General features: G+C 59.1%; 17 protein-coding genes and 2 tRNA genes. 3 read left to right on the top strand and 16 right to left on the bottom strand.

Annotation, left to right across the window (positions count from 1 at the left end; genetic code table 11):
* Position 1: 1 nt before the first annotated feature.
* The 13 genes from Q2T52_RS02545 to Q2T52_RS02485 all read right to left on the bottom strand — a co-directional run bounded on the left by Q2T52_RS02545 (position 2) and on the right by Q2T52_RS02485 (position 9,566).
* Entirely contained in the window at positions 2 to 409 is a 408-nt protein-coding gene (locus Q2T52_RS02545) for a hypothetical protein (protein WP_302075102.1), read from the bottom strand.
* Entirely contained in the window at positions 406 to 1,770 is a 1,365-nt protein-coding gene (locus Q2T52_RS02540) for a restriction endonuclease subunit S (RefSeq protein ID WP_302075101.1), read from the bottom strand. The genes Q2T52_RS02545 and Q2T52_RS02540 overlap by 4 nt, the downstream gene beginning before the upstream one ends.
* A complete protein-coding gene (locus tag Q2T52_RS02535) occupies positions 1,767 to 3,362 on the bottom strand; it encodes a class I SAM-dependent DNA methyltransferase (protein ID WP_302075100.1) in 1,596 nt (531 codons plus the stop codon). The genes Q2T52_RS02540 and Q2T52_RS02535 overlap by 4 nt, the downstream gene beginning before the upstream one ends.
* 206 nt (positions 3,363 to 3,568) lie before the next feature.
* Positions 3,569 to 3,644 (bottom strand) — tRNA-Phe (locus Q2T52_RS02530).
* Positions 3,645 to 3,842: 198 nt separating this feature from the next.
* Positions 3,843 to 4,055, bottom strand: a complete 213-nt coding sequence (gene yacG, locus Q2T52_RS02525; RefSeq protein ID WP_302075099.1) for a DNA gyrase inhibitor YacG — start codon at positions 4,053 to 4,055, stop codon at positions 3,843 to 3,845.
* A gap of 3 nt (positions 4,056 to 4,058) precedes the next feature.
* Positions 4,059 to 4,679, bottom strand: coding sequence for a Maf-like protein (locus Q2T52_RS02520; protein WP_302075098.1), 621 nt, complete (start codon positions 4,677 to 4,679; stop codon positions 4,059 to 4,061).
* A 38-nt stretch (positions 4,680 to 4,717) separates the two neighbouring features.
* On the bottom strand, positions 4,718 to 4,936 hold the full coding sequence (gene infA / locus Q2T52_RS02515; protein ID WP_007759621.1) for a translation initiation factor IF-1: 219 nt from the start codon (positions 4,934 to 4,936) through the stop codon (positions 4,718 to 4,720).
* 129 nt (positions 4,937 to 5,065) lie between these two features.
* A complete protein-coding gene (locus Q2T52_RS02510) occupies positions 5,066 to 5,548 on the bottom strand; it encodes an arsenate-mycothiol transferase ArsC (protein WP_302075097.1) in 483 nt (160 codons plus the stop codon).
* A 2-nt stretch (positions 5,549 to 5,550) separates the two neighbouring features.
* Positions 5,551 to 6,024: a UPF0262 family protein gene (locus Q2T52_RS02505; protein ID WP_302075096.1), complete on the bottom strand. Its 474-nt coding sequence runs from the start codon at positions 6,022 to 6,024 to the stop codon at positions 5,551 to 5,553.
* Between the two features lie 7 nt (positions 6,025 to 6,031).
* Positions 6,032 to 7,327 (bottom strand): histidinol dehydrogenase, encoded by a 1,296-nt coding sequence (gene hisD / locus Q2T52_RS02500; RefSeq protein ID WP_302075095.1) that lies wholly within the window; start codon positions 7,325 to 7,327, stop codon positions 6,032 to 6,034.
* A gap of 37 nt (positions 7,328 to 7,364) precedes the next feature.
* Positions 7,365 to 7,799, bottom strand: coding sequence for a DUF2948 family protein (locus tag Q2T52_RS02495; RefSeq protein ID WP_302075094.1), 435 nt, complete (start codon positions 7,797 to 7,799; stop codon positions 7,365 to 7,367).
* Positions 7,800 to 7,888: 89 nt separating this feature from the next.
* Positions 7,889 to 9,181: a UDP-N-acetylglucosamine 1-carboxyvinyltransferase gene (murA, locus tag Q2T52_RS02490; RefSeq protein WP_302075093.1), complete on the bottom strand. Its 1,293-nt coding sequence runs from the start codon at positions 9,179 to 9,181 to the stop codon at positions 7,889 to 7,891.
* 187 nt (positions 9,182 to 9,368) lie between these two features.
* Positions 9,369 to 9,566, bottom strand: a complete 198-nt coding sequence (locus Q2T52_RS02485; RefSeq protein WP_302075092.1) for a hypothetical protein — start codon at positions 9,564 to 9,566, stop codon at positions 9,369 to 9,371.
* A 150-nt stretch (positions 9,567 to 9,716) separates the two neighbouring features.
* Here Q2T52_RS02485 and Q2T52_RS02480 point away from each other — a divergent pair.
* The 3 genes from Q2T52_RS02480 to Q2T52_RS02470 all read left to right on the top strand — a co-directional run bounded on the left by Q2T52_RS02480 (position 9,717) and on the right by Q2T52_RS02470 (position 12,434).
* A tRNA-Thr gene (locus Q2T52_RS02480) sits at positions 9,717 to 9,791 on the top strand.
* 226 nt (positions 9,792 to 10,017) lie between these two features.
* Positions 10,018 to 11,961 carry a methyl-accepting chemotaxis protein gene (locus Q2T52_RS02475; protein WP_302075091.1) on the top strand — a complete coding sequence of 648 codons (1,944 nt, stop codon included), beginning with the start codon at positions 10,018 to 10,020 and terminating at the stop codon, positions 11,959 to 11,961.
* A complete protein-coding gene (locus Q2T52_RS02470) occupies positions 11,961 to 12,434 on the top strand; it encodes a chemotaxis protein CheW (protein ID WP_302075090.1) in 474 nt (157 codons plus the stop codon). Before Q2T52_RS02475 ends, Q2T52_RS02470 begins: the two co-directional genes overlap by 1 nt.
* Positions 12,435 to 12,472: 38 nt before the next feature.
* On the opposite strand, the gene galE is transcribed toward Q2T52_RS02470, so the two are convergent.
* The 3 genes from galE to mscL all read right to left on the bottom strand — a co-directional run bounded on the left by galE (position 12,473) and on the right by mscL (position 15,365).
* Positions 12,473 to 13,516, bottom strand: coding sequence for a UDP-glucose 4-epimerase GalE (gene galE / locus Q2T52_RS02465; protein WP_302075089.1), 1,044 nt, complete (start codon positions 13,514 to 13,516; stop codon positions 12,473 to 12,475).
* Positions 13,517 to 13,662: 146 nt separating this feature from the next.
* The gene (locus Q2T52_RS02460; protein ID WP_302075088.1) at positions 13,663 to 14,832 is read right to left on the bottom strand and encodes a pyridoxal phosphate-dependent aminotransferase; all 1,170 of its coding nucleotides are present in this window, start codon (positions 14,830 to 14,832) and stop codon (positions 13,663 to 13,665) included.
* A gap of 104 nt (positions 14,833 to 14,936) precedes the next feature.
* Entirely contained in the window at positions 14,937 to 15,365 is a 429-nt protein-coding gene (mscL, locus tag Q2T52_RS02455; protein WP_436799476.1) for a large conductance mechanosensitive channel protein MscL, read from the bottom strand.
* Between the last annotated feature and the right edge of the window lie 113 nt (positions 15,366 to 15,478).

Genomic DNA, 15,478 nt, shown 5'->3' with positions numbered 1-15,478 from the left:
CCTACACCGCCAAAAGTTGATCGAGAATTCTGCCAACCTCTGCCAGCGTTTCTGACTGCAAGCAGATCAGATCGACGTTGCCGAGGTTCGGCATCTTTTCTAATGCGCTGTGGCGCCCGTACTGCGGGTCTCCGTTTTTACCTATTACTGAATAGAGCGATGACGCGAGCGATTGACGTTGCTTAATGCCGCTTGTCGTGAGCGCCCCTGCTAATCGTCTCTCGATCCACAGGTTGGCCGGTGTTTTTGGACTTTGCTCGAACATCAGTTCAAGAGGCATACCGCTGCGGGTCGTGAGGATGTACCGGCGCGCATAGGTGTCCTGATGGCCAAGTGGGTGTTCTTGGGCTAGCGCGTCCAAAATGGCGGCCATGGCCGTTTTGAGGTGGCTGCGATCAACGGGCATCATGACACCGCCCTTTCCGCATCCCGCACCCGCACCGCACCTGACATCAGCTTGGGCAGAAGATAGTCGCGGGTTTCGGCGAGAGTGCGGTTTTCGTTTGCTGCCGAAACGATGCGAGCAATGAGAGGGTCAACGATTTCCACGAAGGCCGTAAGGATCCTTTCATCCGAAGGGACCGCTGATTTGATGGGGCGGAAGTTCCTCTTGCTAATCTCCTGAAAAGTCGAACCGTTCGCATTAGCTTGGATCTGTTCCATGTTCGCCTTACACCAGAAATAAAGGTAAGCCGTACCAAAGCTCTCGCTAGGTGGCAGCGCGATGAACCCCTGATTGATCGCAATAGGGACTTGGCTGATCGCGAGGTAACCAATCGGTGCCCGAGAGGATAAAAGGACCGTCCCGGCGGGCAACAAGCCAGACGTGATGCGGGCCAGGCCTGCGTCACTTATCTTTCGTTCCGTTTCGAACAGAGCGAGGTCTGATTGCGCCGAAAGGTCCTTGGGAGTGGCCCAGCAGTGTTCCGCAGGCTCCCAAAAAGCTGGTTCCTTTGTGCTTGGGGTTGAGCCTCCCAAGGCTTGCGATTGTTCGCCAATCTCGCGCAACTCCCACCCTTGCGGCAATCCATCTTCTCCAAGATTGGTCGAAAAGAGGGCGGCAAGATAGGCAGCCTTAGCAGGGTCGGAGATGAGGCCGCCGAGGATGGCGACGGGATTGATTGCACCGCCCATCTTGCGGCGGGTGGGGCCGAAGCTAACGAACCAATCCTTGAAGATCGCCTGTGCCAAAGCCTCCAGCGTCTCATTCATACGGCGGTTTAACTGGATCTTCTCTTCAATTGCAGAGAGGACAGATGCGATGGCCTTTTGTTCGTCCGCTGTGTCGGGAACAACAAGCCTGTGAGTTGAGGCAAATTGGGTGTATTGAAACCGAGCGACGCCGGTATGCTGAACGTGATAGGGCAAAAGTTCGCCCCTCAAATATTCGTCCTGCAATTTCCAGAACAGAAATTGAGGATCAATAGAACCCTCTCTCACTCGCAAGAAGCGAGCGAAACTGGCACAAAGCAATGGCTTGTCTATAAGCTGGAAAAGCTCGTCCCTTAGATAGACGGTACGACCAGTTGGCTGGTCTTTGGTTCCACCGGCTGTCTCTATGAGAACATCTCCCGGCCTCAGTTGCTTCTTTTCGACGACGCCCGCGCGCACGTAGCGTGTGGGAATGCCAGAAAGGTCCCCGTATCTCACGCTCGAAAAATCTGTTCCCCGAATAATGCCCACGTTGACGAGGCCGTCACCTGCCTCGCCTTCGCCCCACTCTCCATCTCGAGTGAATTCCAATAGATCCGCCAAAACCGCCACGGTCATTCCACGACTCGTAACAAGTTCTTGGCTATCTGGATCTCAAGGCTTCTAGCATCCGAGAATTGCCGCGACAGTGTTTCCCGCAGTTGGACTAATCGCTCCTCAAACTTCACACCATCATCCTCCGCATCCTCTGCACCGACGTAGCGCCCCGGCGTCAGCACGTAACCGTGCTTGGCCACGTCCTCCTTTCTGGCCGATTTGCAGAAGCCAGGGACGTCCTGATAACCGCCGTCCTTGTTGCGCCAGCTATGATAGGTCGTCGCAATAACTTCGATATCCTTCGGGTCAAGCTCTCGCCGGGTACGGTCCACCATCGTACCGAGCTTGCGGGCGTCGATGAACAGGAATTCACCGCGCCGGTCACGATGGCCATTGGCACTCTTGTCTTTCGCCAGAAACCACAGGCAGGCTGGAATCTGCGTAGAATAGAAGAGCTGACCGGGGAGAGCCACCATGCAGTCCACCGCGTCCTTTTCGACCATTTGCCGGCGCATCTCGCCCTCACCCGATTGCTGGGACGACATGGACCCATTAGCGAGGACAACCCCCGCAGTGCCACGCGGGGCGAGGTGATGGTAGATGTGCGATAGCCAGGCATAGTTGGCATTGCCCTGCGGCGGCGTACCGAATGCTTCCCACCTCACATCTTCGGCCAAACTTTCGCGCCACCAATCCGAGACATTGAAGGGCGGATTGGCCAAGATGAAGTCGAAGTAGGTATTGGAGAACTCGTCTCGAATGAACGAACCCTCATTGTTCCAGCGAATGTCCGCATCGATCCCGCGCACCGCGAGGTTCATTTTGCAGAGCTTCCAAGTGGTGTGATTGCGCTCCTGCCCGTAGATCGAGATCCGGCGCTTGGCCGCCTCGATATCGCGCTGGTCAGAATGATCCTCGATAAACTTTTCGGATTGTACGAACATGCCGCCCGAGCCGCAGCAGGGATCGTAGACACGGCCCTGATAGGGTTCGAGCATTTCGACCATAACGCGAACGACTGAGCGAGGGGTGAAGAACTCTCCGCCGCGGCGCCCCTCGGCACCGGCAAAACCAGACAGGAAGTATTCGTAGGCCCGGCCCAGCAGGTCGCGGGACTTCTCGCCCTCGGTATGCATGGTGACATCGGAGAAGAGCTCGACCAGGTCGCCGATCATCTCCTTGTCGAGCGCGGGGCGGCCATAATCTTTGGGGAGAACGCCCTTGAGAGTCGTTGCATTGGCCTTTTCGATGGCCTCCATCGCAACGTCGATCAACCCGCCGATGTCTACCTTCTTTTCCTTGCCGGTGACCGGGTCAGTGATCTTGAGGTCACGGGCACGGGCATTGTCCTTGAGGTAGGACCAACGGGCAATCTCGGGCACCCAGAAGACGCGCGCCGCAAGGTATTCTTCGGGGTCTTCCGGATCGGCGTATTCTTCCTGTTCCAGCTTCACGCGCTGTGCTTCGAAGGCTTCGGAGATGTATTTCAGGAAGATGAGACCAAGCGCGACGTGCTTGTATTCCGACGGCTCCAGATTGCCTCTGAGTTTGTCTGCGGCTTTAAAGAGCTCCGCCTCAAACTGGAGATCGCTCCCGTTGCTTTCGTTTGCCATTCGTCTCGTTCACCTCTGTACAAATCACGCCGCACAATAGGCCAGTCAAACGAGAAAGGTGAAGAGGCAACTTCAACTCAGGCAACATAGCCCAAAGTTTTTGCAACAAATGGTGATTGACACCCAGAATGACACCCAGCCTCGCCCGACGCCAGATTGCGCAGCAATGCCACCGACTATAACATGTTGTTTTCTATTCTGAAAAATGGTGCCCGGAGGCGGATTTGAACCACCGACACGCGGATTTTCAATCCGCTGCTCTACCAACTGAGCTATCCGGGCATCTCGGCTTTCATGAAGCCTTCCGGTTTCTTTTCGAAACCGCCGGGGCGTGTCCCCCGGGAGCGAGCGGGGTTATAACATCTTGTTCGGGCATGGCAAGCAGGTTTGAAAACTTTTTTGACAGTCCCGTGAAAAACTTTGCCAAACCCTTGTTATCGCTCGCCAATAGCTGCGCGGGGTTCGCCCGAGCGCTGTGTATTACTGCTCGTCCGGGAAGTCCGCCTTGCTCTCATCGTCAGCCACGGGAATAGCATAAGCGCCGTTCAGCCAGCGAGAAAGGTCGAGTGTCCGGCATCGATCCGAGCAGAAGGGATAATGATCACGGGCGGAAGGCTTTCCGCATTCCGGGCATGGGCGTGCCTTGCGCAAGGGCTCAACCTTTGCGCCATTGTTGATGGTGTTGTCCGTCATGGATTAATCCTCGCCCCAAAGAGCGGCTACATCGAACCCTTCGCCATTCAGCAGAAGCGCCGTTTCATACAGCGGCAGGCCGACGACATTGGTATAGGAGCCGACCAGCTTCTGCACGAAGCTGCCGGCAATGCCCTGAATGGCATAGGCGCCTGCCTTGCCGCGCCATTGATCGGACGCCAGGTAGGCATCGATCTCGCGGCGGGAAAGGCGCTTGAAGCGCACCTTCGTTTCCACCACCTTCTGGCGGAACTGGCCGCCGGGCGTCACAAGGCACACGCCCGTATAGACCTTGTGTCCACGGCCGGACAACAGATGCAGCGCCGAAGACGCCTCATCCGTATATTCGGTCTTGGAGAGGATGCGCCGCCCGACCGACACCACCGTATCGGCGGAGAGGATAAAGCTCTGCCGCCATGTGGCATCTTCGCGAATGGCGGCAAAGGCTGCTTCCGCCTTCTCGGTGGAAAGCCTGCGCGCCAGGGAACGCGGATGCTCGGACCGCTTCGGTGTCTCGTCAATGTCCATCGGCATCAGGCGCGCCGGCTTGATCCCCATCTGATTGAGGAGGTCAAGGCGTCGCGGCGATCCGGAGGCCAGGATGAGCTTGTGTTCCAGCGCCATGGTTTTCCTGAAGGGTTGAGATCCCGGCTACCGCCTGCTTACTTGAAGCGGTAAGTGATGCGGCCCTTGGTCAGGTCGTAAGGGGTCATTTCCACGAGAACCTTGTCGCCCGCCAGAACGCGGATGCGGTTCTTGCGCATGCGGCCTGCAGTATGCGCGATGATTTCATGCTCGTTCTCAAGCTTGACGCGGAATGTTGCATTCGGCAGCAGTTCCGTCACAATGCCCGGGAATTCTAGGACTTCTTCTTTCGCCATCTAGAGCTTGTCTTCCTGTCGTTTAAGAGGGATGCGGCCGGCGAAAAGGCCAGCCGGTTTCAAAATTGCGCGGAAACTACACGTTTGCCGCCCGTTTGTGAACCATGTGAACACCGAATTCGCCGGTTCTTACACCTTCTGTATCCTGTGGGATATGGGTGTTGCGAATCGCGCCTCGATTTGCCGCCACAACTGGTCGCGAACAGCGCGATAGGCGTCGAGGATCTGCTCCCGGCTATCGCCGCCGACCGCTGTCGGATCGATCAAGGGCCAGTAGATCACCTCCACAGGCTGCGATCGCGTCAGTTCCAGCGCGAAATGATGCGCCTCCGGTGCCAGCGTAACGATGACGTCGAAATAATCATCCTCCAGCTCCTCCAGCGTGCGCGGCTGGTGACGTGGCAAGGCAAGACCGATTTCCTGCAGGACGGTATCGACGAAGTGATCCGGTTCTCCAGCCTTCACGCCTGCCGATTGGATGTAGATATCGGGTGGCAGCAGGCGTTTTGCAATAACCTCGGCCATGGGCGAGCGGATGGAGTTCTGGCCGCACATGAACAGAATGGAACCCGGCTTGTCGATCCGCGTCTCGAAAGCAGGCGCCTCTTCCATGCCTAACCCCGCCAATAGAGCACGCAGACGAGCGTAAACAGACGGCGCGCTGTATCGAAGTCGATCTCGATCTTGCCCTTCAATCGTTCGCGCAGCGTATCGGAGCCTTCATTGTGAATGCCGCGCCGTCCCATGTCGATCGCCTCGATCTGCGAGGGCGAGGCAGAGCGGATCGCCTGGTAATAGCTCTCGCAGATCATGAAGTAGTCCTTGATGATCCGCCGGAAGGGCGTCAGCGACAGGATGTGCGTGGCGACGTCTTCGCCGGTCTCCGTGGTGATCTTGAAGACAAGCTTGGTATCCACCAGCGAGATATCCAGACGGTAGGGGCCACCGGCATGACCCAGTGGCTCGAACCGGTTTTCCTCGATCAGATCGAAGATGGCGACAGCGCGTTCGTGTTCGACATCCGGCGTGGAGCGGCCAATGCTGTCATCCAGCACAACGTCGCATAGCCGAAAATCCCCCGCTGCCATCGATGGCTCACCCCTGGTTCAACCGGATTGCCACCGATCGCGCATGGGCGCTCAAGCCTTCGGAATGCGCGAGCGTGATTGCGGCGGGCCCCAGCGCCCGCAACTGATCCGGCCCAAGCCGGAGGATCGACGTGCGCTTGACGAAATCCAGCACCGAAAGACCGGAGGAAAAGCGCGCAGAGCGGGCGGTCGGCAGAACGTGGTTGGAGCCACCGACATAATCGCCGATCACCTCCGGCGTGTGACGCCCGACGAAGATGGCGCCGGCATTGCGGATATCGGCCATCAGGCTGTCAGGATCGGCGACGGCGAGTTCCAGGTGCTCGGCAGCGATACGGTTGGCGAGCGGCACGGAAGCCTTCAGATCGTCGACCAGAATGATGGCGCCAAAATCCCGCCAGCTGGCAGCCGCGGTTTCTGCACGTGACAGGGTCTTCAACTGCCGCTCGACAGCCGTTTCCACGGCCTCGCCCAAGGCCCGGTCATCGGTGATGAGGATCGACTGCGCACCGACGTCATGTTCCGCCTGGGCCAGAAGATCGGCGGCCAGCCAATCGGGATCATTCTCCTTGTCGGCAATGACCAGCACTTCTGAGGGACCGGCGATCATGTCGATGCCGACAGTGCCGAACACCTGCCGCTTGGCGGCTGCCACATAGGCATTGCCCGGGCCAACGATCTTGGCGACCGGCGCAATGGTTTCAGTGCCATAGGCAAGGGCCGCGACGGCCTGCGCGCCGCCGATGCGGTAGATTTCGGAGACACCGGCGATGCGCGCGGCCACCAGAACGGCGGGGTTGATTGCTCCGCCGCCGGCCGGCACGACCATGACGACACGCGGCACGCCGGCAACGCGGGCCGGCACGGCATTCATCAGAACGGAGCTCGGATAGGCGGCCGTACCACCCGGCACATAAAGGCCGACAGCATCAATGGCCGTCCAGCGCGAACCGAGACCGACGCCCAGCGCATCCTCGTAGATATCGTCCTTCGGCATCTGGCGGGCATGGTGGCGCTCGATCCGCTCCGCGGCAAGCTTCAAGGCGTCGACGACGGAAGTATCGACCACGTTGAACGCGGCATCGATTTCGGCTTGCGTGACCGCGAGACCGGCAGTTGCCAGGTCTACCCGGTCGAAGCGAAGGGTATAGTCATGCAAAGCCTTGTCGCCACGCGTCCGCACATCATCCAGAATGGCGCGTACCGTTGCGTTCACATCTTCCGAGACTTCCCGCTTGGTCAGCAGAAACGCCGAAAACCGCTGCTCGAAATCCGCAGACGCCTGATCAAGCCAAATTGCCAAGACTATCCCCTCAACTCACATCACAGTCTATCGAAGCTCAAGCGCCGTGGGCAGGCAGGTTGTTGGTACCCCAGACCCCGCCGGTATCGGCCAATTGCACTTCGATACATTCCACATCGAGGCTGATCGCCGCGCCACTGGCCAGCGTCAGCTCCACGGTGCCGTCCGGCCCCTCGCCGTTCTGATCGAAGCGCAACGCCAGCAGCGCATAGACCTCTTCCGCACCGCTGCGATCCACGCCCAAAGACCTGACAGCCTGAACGCGCTTGAAGGTCAGCACAGCACGACGGCGTTCGTAACCCTTGTTCTCGCGAACTGCCTTTTCCCAGACAAAGCGATTAACCACCAGCGAAAAATCGCCGCGGCGCGGTGTCCAGGCAATATCGCCAGCCTTGAAGACACTGTCCTGCATATGCGCAGAAATGATCTGCAAGTCATCCTTGTCCAGCGCCAGAAGCTTCAGTTCACTCATCGCCACCTACCATCCGTAGCCGCCCGGGGGCGGCCTGTTCCAGAGCCTTGGAGATAGGATGCGCGACGGGATTAAGCAACAGGCGAAGGCTATTCGCTGACGCGCTCCACCACGGCACCGCAACGGGTCAGCTTTTCTTCCAGCCGCTCAAAACCGCGATCCAGGTGATAGACGCGGCTGACCATGGTCTCGCCTTCGGCGGCAAGGCCGGCAATGACCAGCGATACGGAGGCGCGCAGATCGGTTGCCATGACAGGCGCACCCTTCAGCCGCGAGACGCCCTCGACACGGGCCATCTGGCCGGAAAGTGAAATGCGGGCGCCGAGGCGAGCAAGCTCCTGCACGTGCATAAAGCGGTTTTCAAAGATCGTCTCGGTAATATGGGAGACGCCGGATGAGCGCGTCATCAGCGCCATGAACTGCGCCTGCAGGTCTGTCGGGAAGCCTGGGAAAGGTTCTGTCACCACATCGACCGGCTGGATGCCATTGCCGTTGCGCACGACGCGCAGGCCGCTTTCCGTCTCGGTGATTTCCGCTCCCGCCTGGCGAAGCGTATCCAGTGCATTATCCAGAAGGCTGGCGCGCGTGCCGGCGAGCGTCACGTCGCCTCCGGTCATGGCAACCGCCATGGCGTAGGTGCCGGTTTCAATACGGTCCGGTAGCACGCGGTGGCGCGCGCCCGAAAGCGAGGAGACGCCTTCGATGGCGATGGTTTTCGTGCCGGCGCCGGAGATCTTTGCACCCATCGCCGTCAGACACTGGGCGAGATCGACGATCTCGGGCTCGCGGGCTGCGTTTTCGATCACGGTCGTGCCGCGCGCCAGTGTCGCGGCCATCAGCATCACATGCGTGGCGCCGACGGAAACCTTGGGGAAGGTGTAATGCGCACCGATGAGCCCGCCCTTCGGCGCCGTCGCGTTGACATAGCCTGCATCGATGTCGATCTCGGCACCCAGCGCCTGCAGGCCTTCCAGGAAGAGATCGACCGGGCGCGTGCCGATTGCGCAGCCGCCGGGCAGCGACACACGCGCCTTGCCTTCACGGGCAAGCAGCGGGCCGATGACCCAGAAGCTGGCGCGCATCTTCGACACGAGTTCATAAGGAGCGGTGGTATCGGCAATCGTGCGGCAGGTGAAATGGATCGTACGGGAATAGCCGTCTTCCTGGCGCTCGCGACGGCCATTCACGGCGATATCGACACCGTGATTGCCGAGGATGCGCAGAAGCCCTTCGACATCGGCCAGATGCGGCACATTCTCGAGCGTCAGGGTATCGCTGGTCAACAGCGAGGCGATCATCAGCGGCAGGGCTGCATTCTTCGCCCCGGAAATAGGAATGATGCCCCGCAGTTCATTGCCGCCGGTAATTCTGATGCGATCCATAAATCCTCGAACGGGCAGATTGCCCGCCTTTCTTTGTCCGTCAGGCGCCTTCGGCCTTTGTCTCGTCGCATGCCGTTATCGCAAAACCGCTATACACTTTTGCGCGGACCATGCTTCAGGTGTCGCGTCCTTAGCGGAAATCACCCTGCGCTTCAATTCGATTAGCGACCGCGCAAGGGAGACACACTTATGATTCGCCGTCACGCGAGGGCGCGGCAGGCAGGCCCTCCACCAGATCCGCCTCGCCGGCACGGCGCGCGCGCGCCTGCTGTTTGCGCCGCGCCAGGTTTTCCCGCAGCTTCTGGGCAGAGCGTAAGCGGCGCTGCTCCGCAGCATCAAACGGCGCAGGCTTTGCAGGGCGATCCGATTCGTCTTGAGCGTTCATGGAGCTTTCTTATCCTAAATGTGCAGCAAGCCAAAGACGTCCCTACCGTCCACACTTTCGTCACGAAAGTGGAAAATGCGGCTTGCACTCCCGAACAAGCTATGGCAATAGGCCCCTCGTTCCGACGCGGTCACCGACCGGTCACAGGATGCTGCGGTAGCTCAGTGGTAGAGCACTCCCTTGGTAAGGGAGAGGTCGAGAGTTCAATCCTCTTTCGCAGCACCATTTTCTTAAGCTCATCTAAAATTCTTCATGATCCTGTTTTGACGGCTGTCGCCAGATCTCACTTCTGCATGCGATATTCTGTCGGAATATATCATGCTTCTCTAAAACTCACAGACGATAAGTTGGTACATTATGGTTTCCGCTTCTTAACCAAATCGGCCCCATTTTGAATGATAAGCCCGGTTTTTCGGGCAACCCGTTCAAGTTGGCACGTGGTGAGGAGCGCATGAGAAATATTCCGATTCTTGGTAAGTTTACTGCGATCATGCTGCTATTCGGTGTGTTCGCGACGGGCGTGGCGTTTTATGCCGGCCACAGCATCATGACAATTGATGACGAATATAGCGCGCTCATCGATCACGATTCCTCGGTGGCGCTTTACACTGCACGCACCAATCGCGCTCTGCAGGCTTCGCGTGCGGCGATTGCAGAACTGATCATGGCGCGCGATGACAAGAGCACCGAGCTTGCGGAAAAGGATCTGAAGGATGCACGCGAATCCTTTAGCAAATTCGTTGACACGGCGATCAAAGCAAGCGGCAGCAACCCAGAAGTCGTCACGCTGAAGACCGAGGGCGAAAAACTGCTTGATTCCACCTGCTCCGCAGCCATAGCCCAAGGCAAAGCGGCCCGACAGGATGCAGAGATCGCCGCTGCGCAGCAGACCTACATGACCACCTGTCGCGCAGCTTTCAATGATGTTGCAGCCAAGGTCAGCAAGGTCACCAACGCGACGGTGGAAGCGTCAGCCAAGCGCAGCGACGAACTGACAGCAACCTCGATTACGACATCGCGCCTGACGGTCGGCGGCGTCATTCTGGGCGCTATTGCGATCATTGCACTCGGCTTCTTCCTGATCCGCGCCTGGTTGGTGACCCCGATCCGCGGCCTTGCTTCCACGATGGAAGTGCTGGCAGGCGGCAATCTGTCGGCCAATGTGGATGGAACCGATCGCCGCGATGAAGTGGGTGCCATGGCCAAGGCCGTGCAGGTGTTCAAGGACAACGGCTTGAAGGCCAAGGCTCTGGAAGCGGAAGCCGAAAGCAATCGCAACATGACCGAGGCCGAACGCGCCCGTGTGGCGGCATCGGATGCCAAGCGTGCTGCCGAGATGGCAGAAGCCACCTCCGGCCTGGCCGAAGGTCTGAAGCAGCTCGCCGGCGGCAATCTCGGTTTCGAACTGTCGCGTCCATTCGCGTCTGACTTCGAAGGCCTGCGCAACGACTTCAACCTCGCAGTCTCCCAACTGCGCGACACCCTCTCTTCCGTCGCCGAAGCCACCCGCTCCATCGACAGCGGCTCGCGCGAACTGTCTTCCAGCGCCAATGATCTTTCCAAGCGCACCGAACAGCAGGCGGCCTCGCTCGAAGAGACAGCCGCCGCGCTGGATCAGATCACCGTCAACGTCACCAATGCTTCGAAGCGCACCGAAGAGGCGCGCACGATGGCGATGGATGCCAACAGGTCCGCAGAGAAGTCGGAAACCGTCGTCGCGGATGCCGTCAATGCGATGCAGCGCATTGAGGCCTCGTCCAGCCAGATCTCCAACATTATCGGGGTCATCGACGAGATCGCCTTCCAGACCAACCTGCTGGCGCTGAACGCCGGCGTCGAAGCCGCACGCGCCGGTGAAGCGGGCAAGGGTTTTGCCGTCGTTGCCCAGGAAGTGCGCGAGCTTGCCCAGCGCTCCGCCCAGGCGGCGAAGGAGATCAAGGACCTCATCCGCACCTCGGCGGATGAAGTGGAAAATGGCGTCAGGCTCGTCAGTGCCACGGGCGATGCGCTGAAGATGATCGGCGGCTATGTCGTTTCGATCAATGGACAGCTGGATGCAATCGCCACCTCGGCCCGCGAGCAGTCGGTCGGCCTGTCCGAGGTCAACACCGCCGTCAACCAGATGGACCAGACCACCCAACAGAACGCTGCCATGGTGGAACAGGCAACCGCCGCCAGCGCCTCGCTGGCCGGTGAAGCAGACAAGCTTCGCCAGCTCGTCGGTCGATTCCAGATCGGTGGCGGCAGCGCTTCCGGCTATGGCCATTCCGGCCCCAGCGCAGCCTCCCCAGCCCATCGCCCGGTTGAGTCTCCAGTTCGGCGCATGGTTGGCAAGGTATCCAAGGCACTCAACCTGAACGCTGCCCCCAAAGCGGAAAGCTGGGAGGAATTCTGATGAAGACACTGCAGATCACCACGGACGGGCTTTTGGAAATCATAGCCTTCCGTCTTCATGCGCAGGAATTTTGCATTCGCACCACCTCCATTCGCGAAATCCGCGGTTGGGCACCGGTGACACCGCTGCCGCACGCCCCCTATGAGGTCATCGGCGTTATGAACCTGCGCGGCACAGTCATCCCGATCGTGGATCTGGCGGTGAAGCTTGGCATGCACAATACCGAAGTCAACGAGCGCAGCGCGATCGTGGTAACCGACATCAAGGGCATGACGGTGGGACTGCTGGTCGACCGTGTGTCTGACATCATGACGGTCCCGACAGAGCGCCTTCAGCCGGTTCCGCCGGCTGCCGGTTCGAGCGCGGCCTTCTCTGACGGCATCATTGCGCACGACAACGGCATGATCTGCTTCCTGAACCTGGAGCGGATGTTTGGCACTGACGACATGGACGACTGGGGCATGGTCGCCTAAGGCGACCTACCCATCCATTGCATACACGCTGCTTCGTTTTAAGCCTTGAGGGCTCTTAGTGGTGCAAGGCGCTCGCGGCCGGGAGCAACCTCCTGTCTGCGGCGCAGATCCAGCTTGCCTTCCCAGGCAAGAGCAGATTTGACGATGGCGGTCAGATCATCATGGCGTGGCTTCCAGCCGAGCAGCCGTCTTGCAAGCGTTGAATCCGCGATCACCGATGCAGCATCGCCCGGGCGGCGCGGTCCATAGCGCACATCAACATGGCGACCGCTGACCTTCTCGACAGCGTTGATGACTTCCAAGACGGAGTAACCGCGCCCATAGCCGCAATTGGCCACCAGAGGCTCGCCACCAAGCCGCAGATAATTCAGTGCCTTCAGATGCGCTGCAACGAGATCGCTGACATGGATGTAATCGCGGATACCGGTGCCGTCCGCCGTCGGGTAATCCGTGCCGAAGACGTCGACGCCGGCCCGTTTGCCGAGTGCTGCCTCGCAGGTAATCTTGATGAGATGCGTCGCACCTTCCGTCGAAAGACCGGTGCGCCCCTTGGGATCGGCTCCTGCTACGTTGAAATAGCGAAGCGCTACATAGCGGAAGGGGTAGGCTGCAGCGGCATCGCGCAGCATCATCTCCGCCATCAGCTTCGACATTCCATAGGGATTTTTCGGAACAAGCGTTCCGCTTTCGCGAACGGGGGTATCGTCCGGCTGCTCGCCATAAACGGCCGCTGTCGATGAGAAGACGAAGTGTTGAATACCGGCCTCGATGGCAGCGGCAGCAAGTGCGCCCGTCTTGCTCGTATTGTTGTCATAATATTCAAGAGGATGGGCGACCGATTGCGGCACCACAATCGAACCTGCGAAATGCATGATCGCATCGACACGATTTTCGTGGAATATCCGCTTCAGGATATCGGCATCGCCTACATCGCCCTGATAAAAGCGCGCGGCATCCGGCACAGCCCAACGGAAGCCGGTCGACAGCCGATCGAGAACCACAACGTCCTCGCCCGCGTCCAGCAACGCCCAAACCATGTGGCTGCCGATATAGCCTGCTCCACCAGTCACCAAGACCGCCATGCCGTACTCCCTGCCTTCTTTTTGTTGACGGCAGGAAAACACGCGAGATCTTCATCAGAACTTACCGGGACACGCTCCGGTAAGCTATTGTTCCGTTCATCGAAAACAGGAGCTTTCGATTTTAGGTAAAAGTTTAGCGAAGAACCTCAGAGGCGCTTGATATAGTCAGCCAGGCGGCCGGCTGCTTCCGTGATCTGATTGGGATCGCGCAGGAAGCATGCACGCAGGAAGGCTTCGCCGCCCATACCAAACGCCGTGCCAGGCGCCAGACCCACCAGCGTCTTGTCGACGATATCGAAGGCCGCTTTACGGGGATCGTCTATGCCATCGACCTTCAGGAAGGCGTAGATCGCGCCATCCGGCTTCAGTGTCTCGACACGGTTGGTGGCAATCAGTGCATCGCAGAGCAGATCGCGCGACGTACGCGCCCGTTCGATATTGGAACGGACAAACTCATCGCCATGATCGAGGGCCGCAATCGCGCCACGTTGCATGAAGGGTGTGAGGCCAGAACTCGAATACTGGATGAGGTTTTCCAGCACCTGACCGATGGCCGGGGGCGCTACGATCCAGCCGACGCGCCAGCCGGTCATGGACCAGTTCTTGGAGAAGGAATTGGCGTAGATGATCAGATCATCCGGCTCTTGCACATCCATGAAGGACGGCGCACGACCGCCATCGCGGAAGTAATAGAGCGCGTAGATCTCGTCGGCGACGATCCAGAGCCCGTGCTTGCGCGCAACCGCAAGAATGGCGCGCAGGTCATCATGGGTTGCCGTCCAGCCGGTCGGGTTCGAAGGGGTATTGATGAAGAGCGCACGGGTGCGCGGCGTGATTGCCGCTTCCAGCTTGTCCACATCCACCTGCCAACCGCCATTGACGAAACTCAGCGGCAGGCCAACGGCCTTGGCGCCAGCCACGCCGATAGCCGCGACAATGTTCGGCCAGCTTGGCGAAAGATAGATGACTTCATCGCCGGGCGATGTCAGCGCCTGCACGCAGATGTTGATGGCATGCATTCCCGAGCTGGTGGCGAAGAAATGTTCGCGCGGCAGGCTGACATCAAAGTGCCGCTGGTAGTAGCGCGACAGGGCATCGCGCAGTTCCGGCAGCCCCCGTTGCCAGGTGTAAAAGGTCTCGCCGGCATCCAGCGAATCCTTGGTGGCCTGGTTGATGAAAGGCGGGCTTGGCAGATCGCCCTCGCCGGCCCAAAGCGGAATGAGGCCGGGGCGTCCGCGCGCATAATTGACGAGTTCGACAATGCCGCTTTGCGGCGTGGCAAGGGCGCGGGGGCTGAGGCGTTCAACAAAGGTCATCGGACAATTTCTCCACGGTTGCGCCGTTCATAGCGCAGACCGAGGAGAAATTCCCATGACAATCCTTGAGATGCGCATCGATTTCGGTGATGCGCACAGGCGTATCACTTAGTCTTCAGGATATCGCGGATTTCCGTGAGCAGTTGAACATCTGCCGGCGGGGGTGCAGGCGTGGCCTCGGCCGGCTTCTTGTCCTCGTGAACGCGGATCTTGTTCACGCCCTTGACCATCAGGAAGATGATCCAGGCAAGGATGACGAAGTTGATGACGACTGTCAGGAACTTGCCATAGGCGAAGACCGCCCCCTGCGCCTTGGCAGCCTCCAATGTCGTGGCCGTCACCGTGGACTTCAACGGCAGGAAGTAGTTGGAAAAATCGATACCGCCGACGACGACGCTGACGACAGGCATGATGACATCATTGACCAGGGAGTTGACGATGCCCGTAAAGGCGCCGCCAATGATGATACCGACCGCCAGGTCGATCACATTGCCCTTGGCAATAAAGCTTCGAAATTCGCCGATCACTGACATGCGGGTCCCTCTCCATGCATAAATGACTTCGGTCGCCCAACATAGCGTGATGGCAGGCCGTGAAAAGATGCATCGCCACTTATAAAGAGACCTCGCATTGGACTTTTTGCCGA

It is taken from the genome of Rhizobium oryzicola (assembly GCF_030504645.1).
Classification (GTDB): Bacteria; Pseudomonadota; Alphaproteobacteria; order Rhizobiales; family Rhizobiaceae; genus Neorhizobium; species Neorhizobium oryzicola.
This window is presented reverse-complemented; position numbering and strand designations above follow the sequence as displayed.

What these genes read in the sequence shown, in the direction of transcription:
- Q2T52_RS02545 (WP_302075102.1), bottom strand. Translation starts at nt 409, where the DNA reads ATGATGCCCGTTGATCGCAGCCACCTCAAAACGGCCATGGCCGCCATT.
- Q2T52_RS02540 (WP_302075101.1), bottom strand. Translation starts at nt 1,770, where the DNA reads ATGACCGTGGCGGTTTTGGCGGATCTATTGGAATTCACTCGAGATGGA.
- Q2T52_RS02535 (WP_302075100.1), bottom strand. Translation starts at nt 3,362, where the DNA reads ATGGCAAACGAAAGCAACGGGAGCGATCTCCAGTTTGAGGCGGAGCTC.
- yacG (WP_302075099.1), bottom strand. Translation starts at nt 4,055, where the DNA reads ATGACGGACAACACCATCAACAATGGCGCAAAGGTTGAGCCCTTGCGC.
- Q2T52_RS02520 (WP_302075098.1), bottom strand. Translation starts at nt 4,679, where the DNA reads ATGGCGCTGGAACACAAGCTCATCCTGGCCTCCGGATCGCCGCGACGC.
- infA (WP_007759621.1), bottom strand. Translation starts at nt 4,936, where the DNA reads ATGGCGAAAGAAGAAGTCCTAGAATTCCCGGGCATTGTGACGGAACTG.
- Q2T52_RS02510 (WP_302075097.1), bottom strand. Translation starts at nt 5,548, where the DNA reads ATGGAAGAGGCGCCTGCTTTCGAGACGCGGATCGACAAGCCGGGTTCC.
- Q2T52_RS02505 (WP_302075096.1), bottom strand. Translation starts at nt 6,024, where the DNA reads ATGGCAGCGGGGGATTTTCGGCTATGCGACGTTGTGCTGGATGACAGC.
- Q2T52_RS02495 (WP_302075094.1), bottom strand. Translation starts at nt 7,799, where the DNA reads ATGAGTGAACTGAAGCTTCTGGCGCTGGACAAGGATGACTTGCAGATC.
- murA (WP_302075093.1), bottom strand. Translation starts at nt 9,181, where the DNA reads ATGGATCGCATCAGAATTACCGGCGGCAATGAACTGCGGGGCATCATT.
- Q2T52_RS02485 (WP_302075092.1), bottom strand. Translation starts at nt 9,566, where the DNA reads ATGAACGCTCAAGACGAATCGGATCGCCCTGCAAAGCCTGCGCCGTTT.
- Q2T52_RS02475 (WP_302075091.1), top strand. Translation starts at nt 10,018, where the DNA reads ATGAGAAATATTCCGATTCTTGGTAAGTTTACTGCGATCATGCTGCTA.
- Q2T52_RS02470 (WP_302075090.1), top strand. Translation starts at nt 11,961, where the DNA reads ATGAAGACACTGCAGATCACCACGGACGGGCTTTTGGAAATCATAGCC.
- galE (WP_302075089.1), bottom strand. Translation starts at nt 13,516, where the DNA reads ATGGCGGTCTTGGTGACTGGTGGAGCAGGCTATATCGGCAGCCACATG.
- Q2T52_RS02460 (WP_302075088.1), bottom strand. Translation starts at nt 14,832, where the DNA reads ATGACCTTTGTTGAACGCCTCAGCCCCCGCGCCCTTGCCACGCCGCAA.
- mscL (WP_436799476.1), bottom strand. Translation starts at nt 15,365, where the DNA reads ATGTCAGTGATCGGCGAATTTCGAAGCTTTATTGCCAAGGGCAATGTG.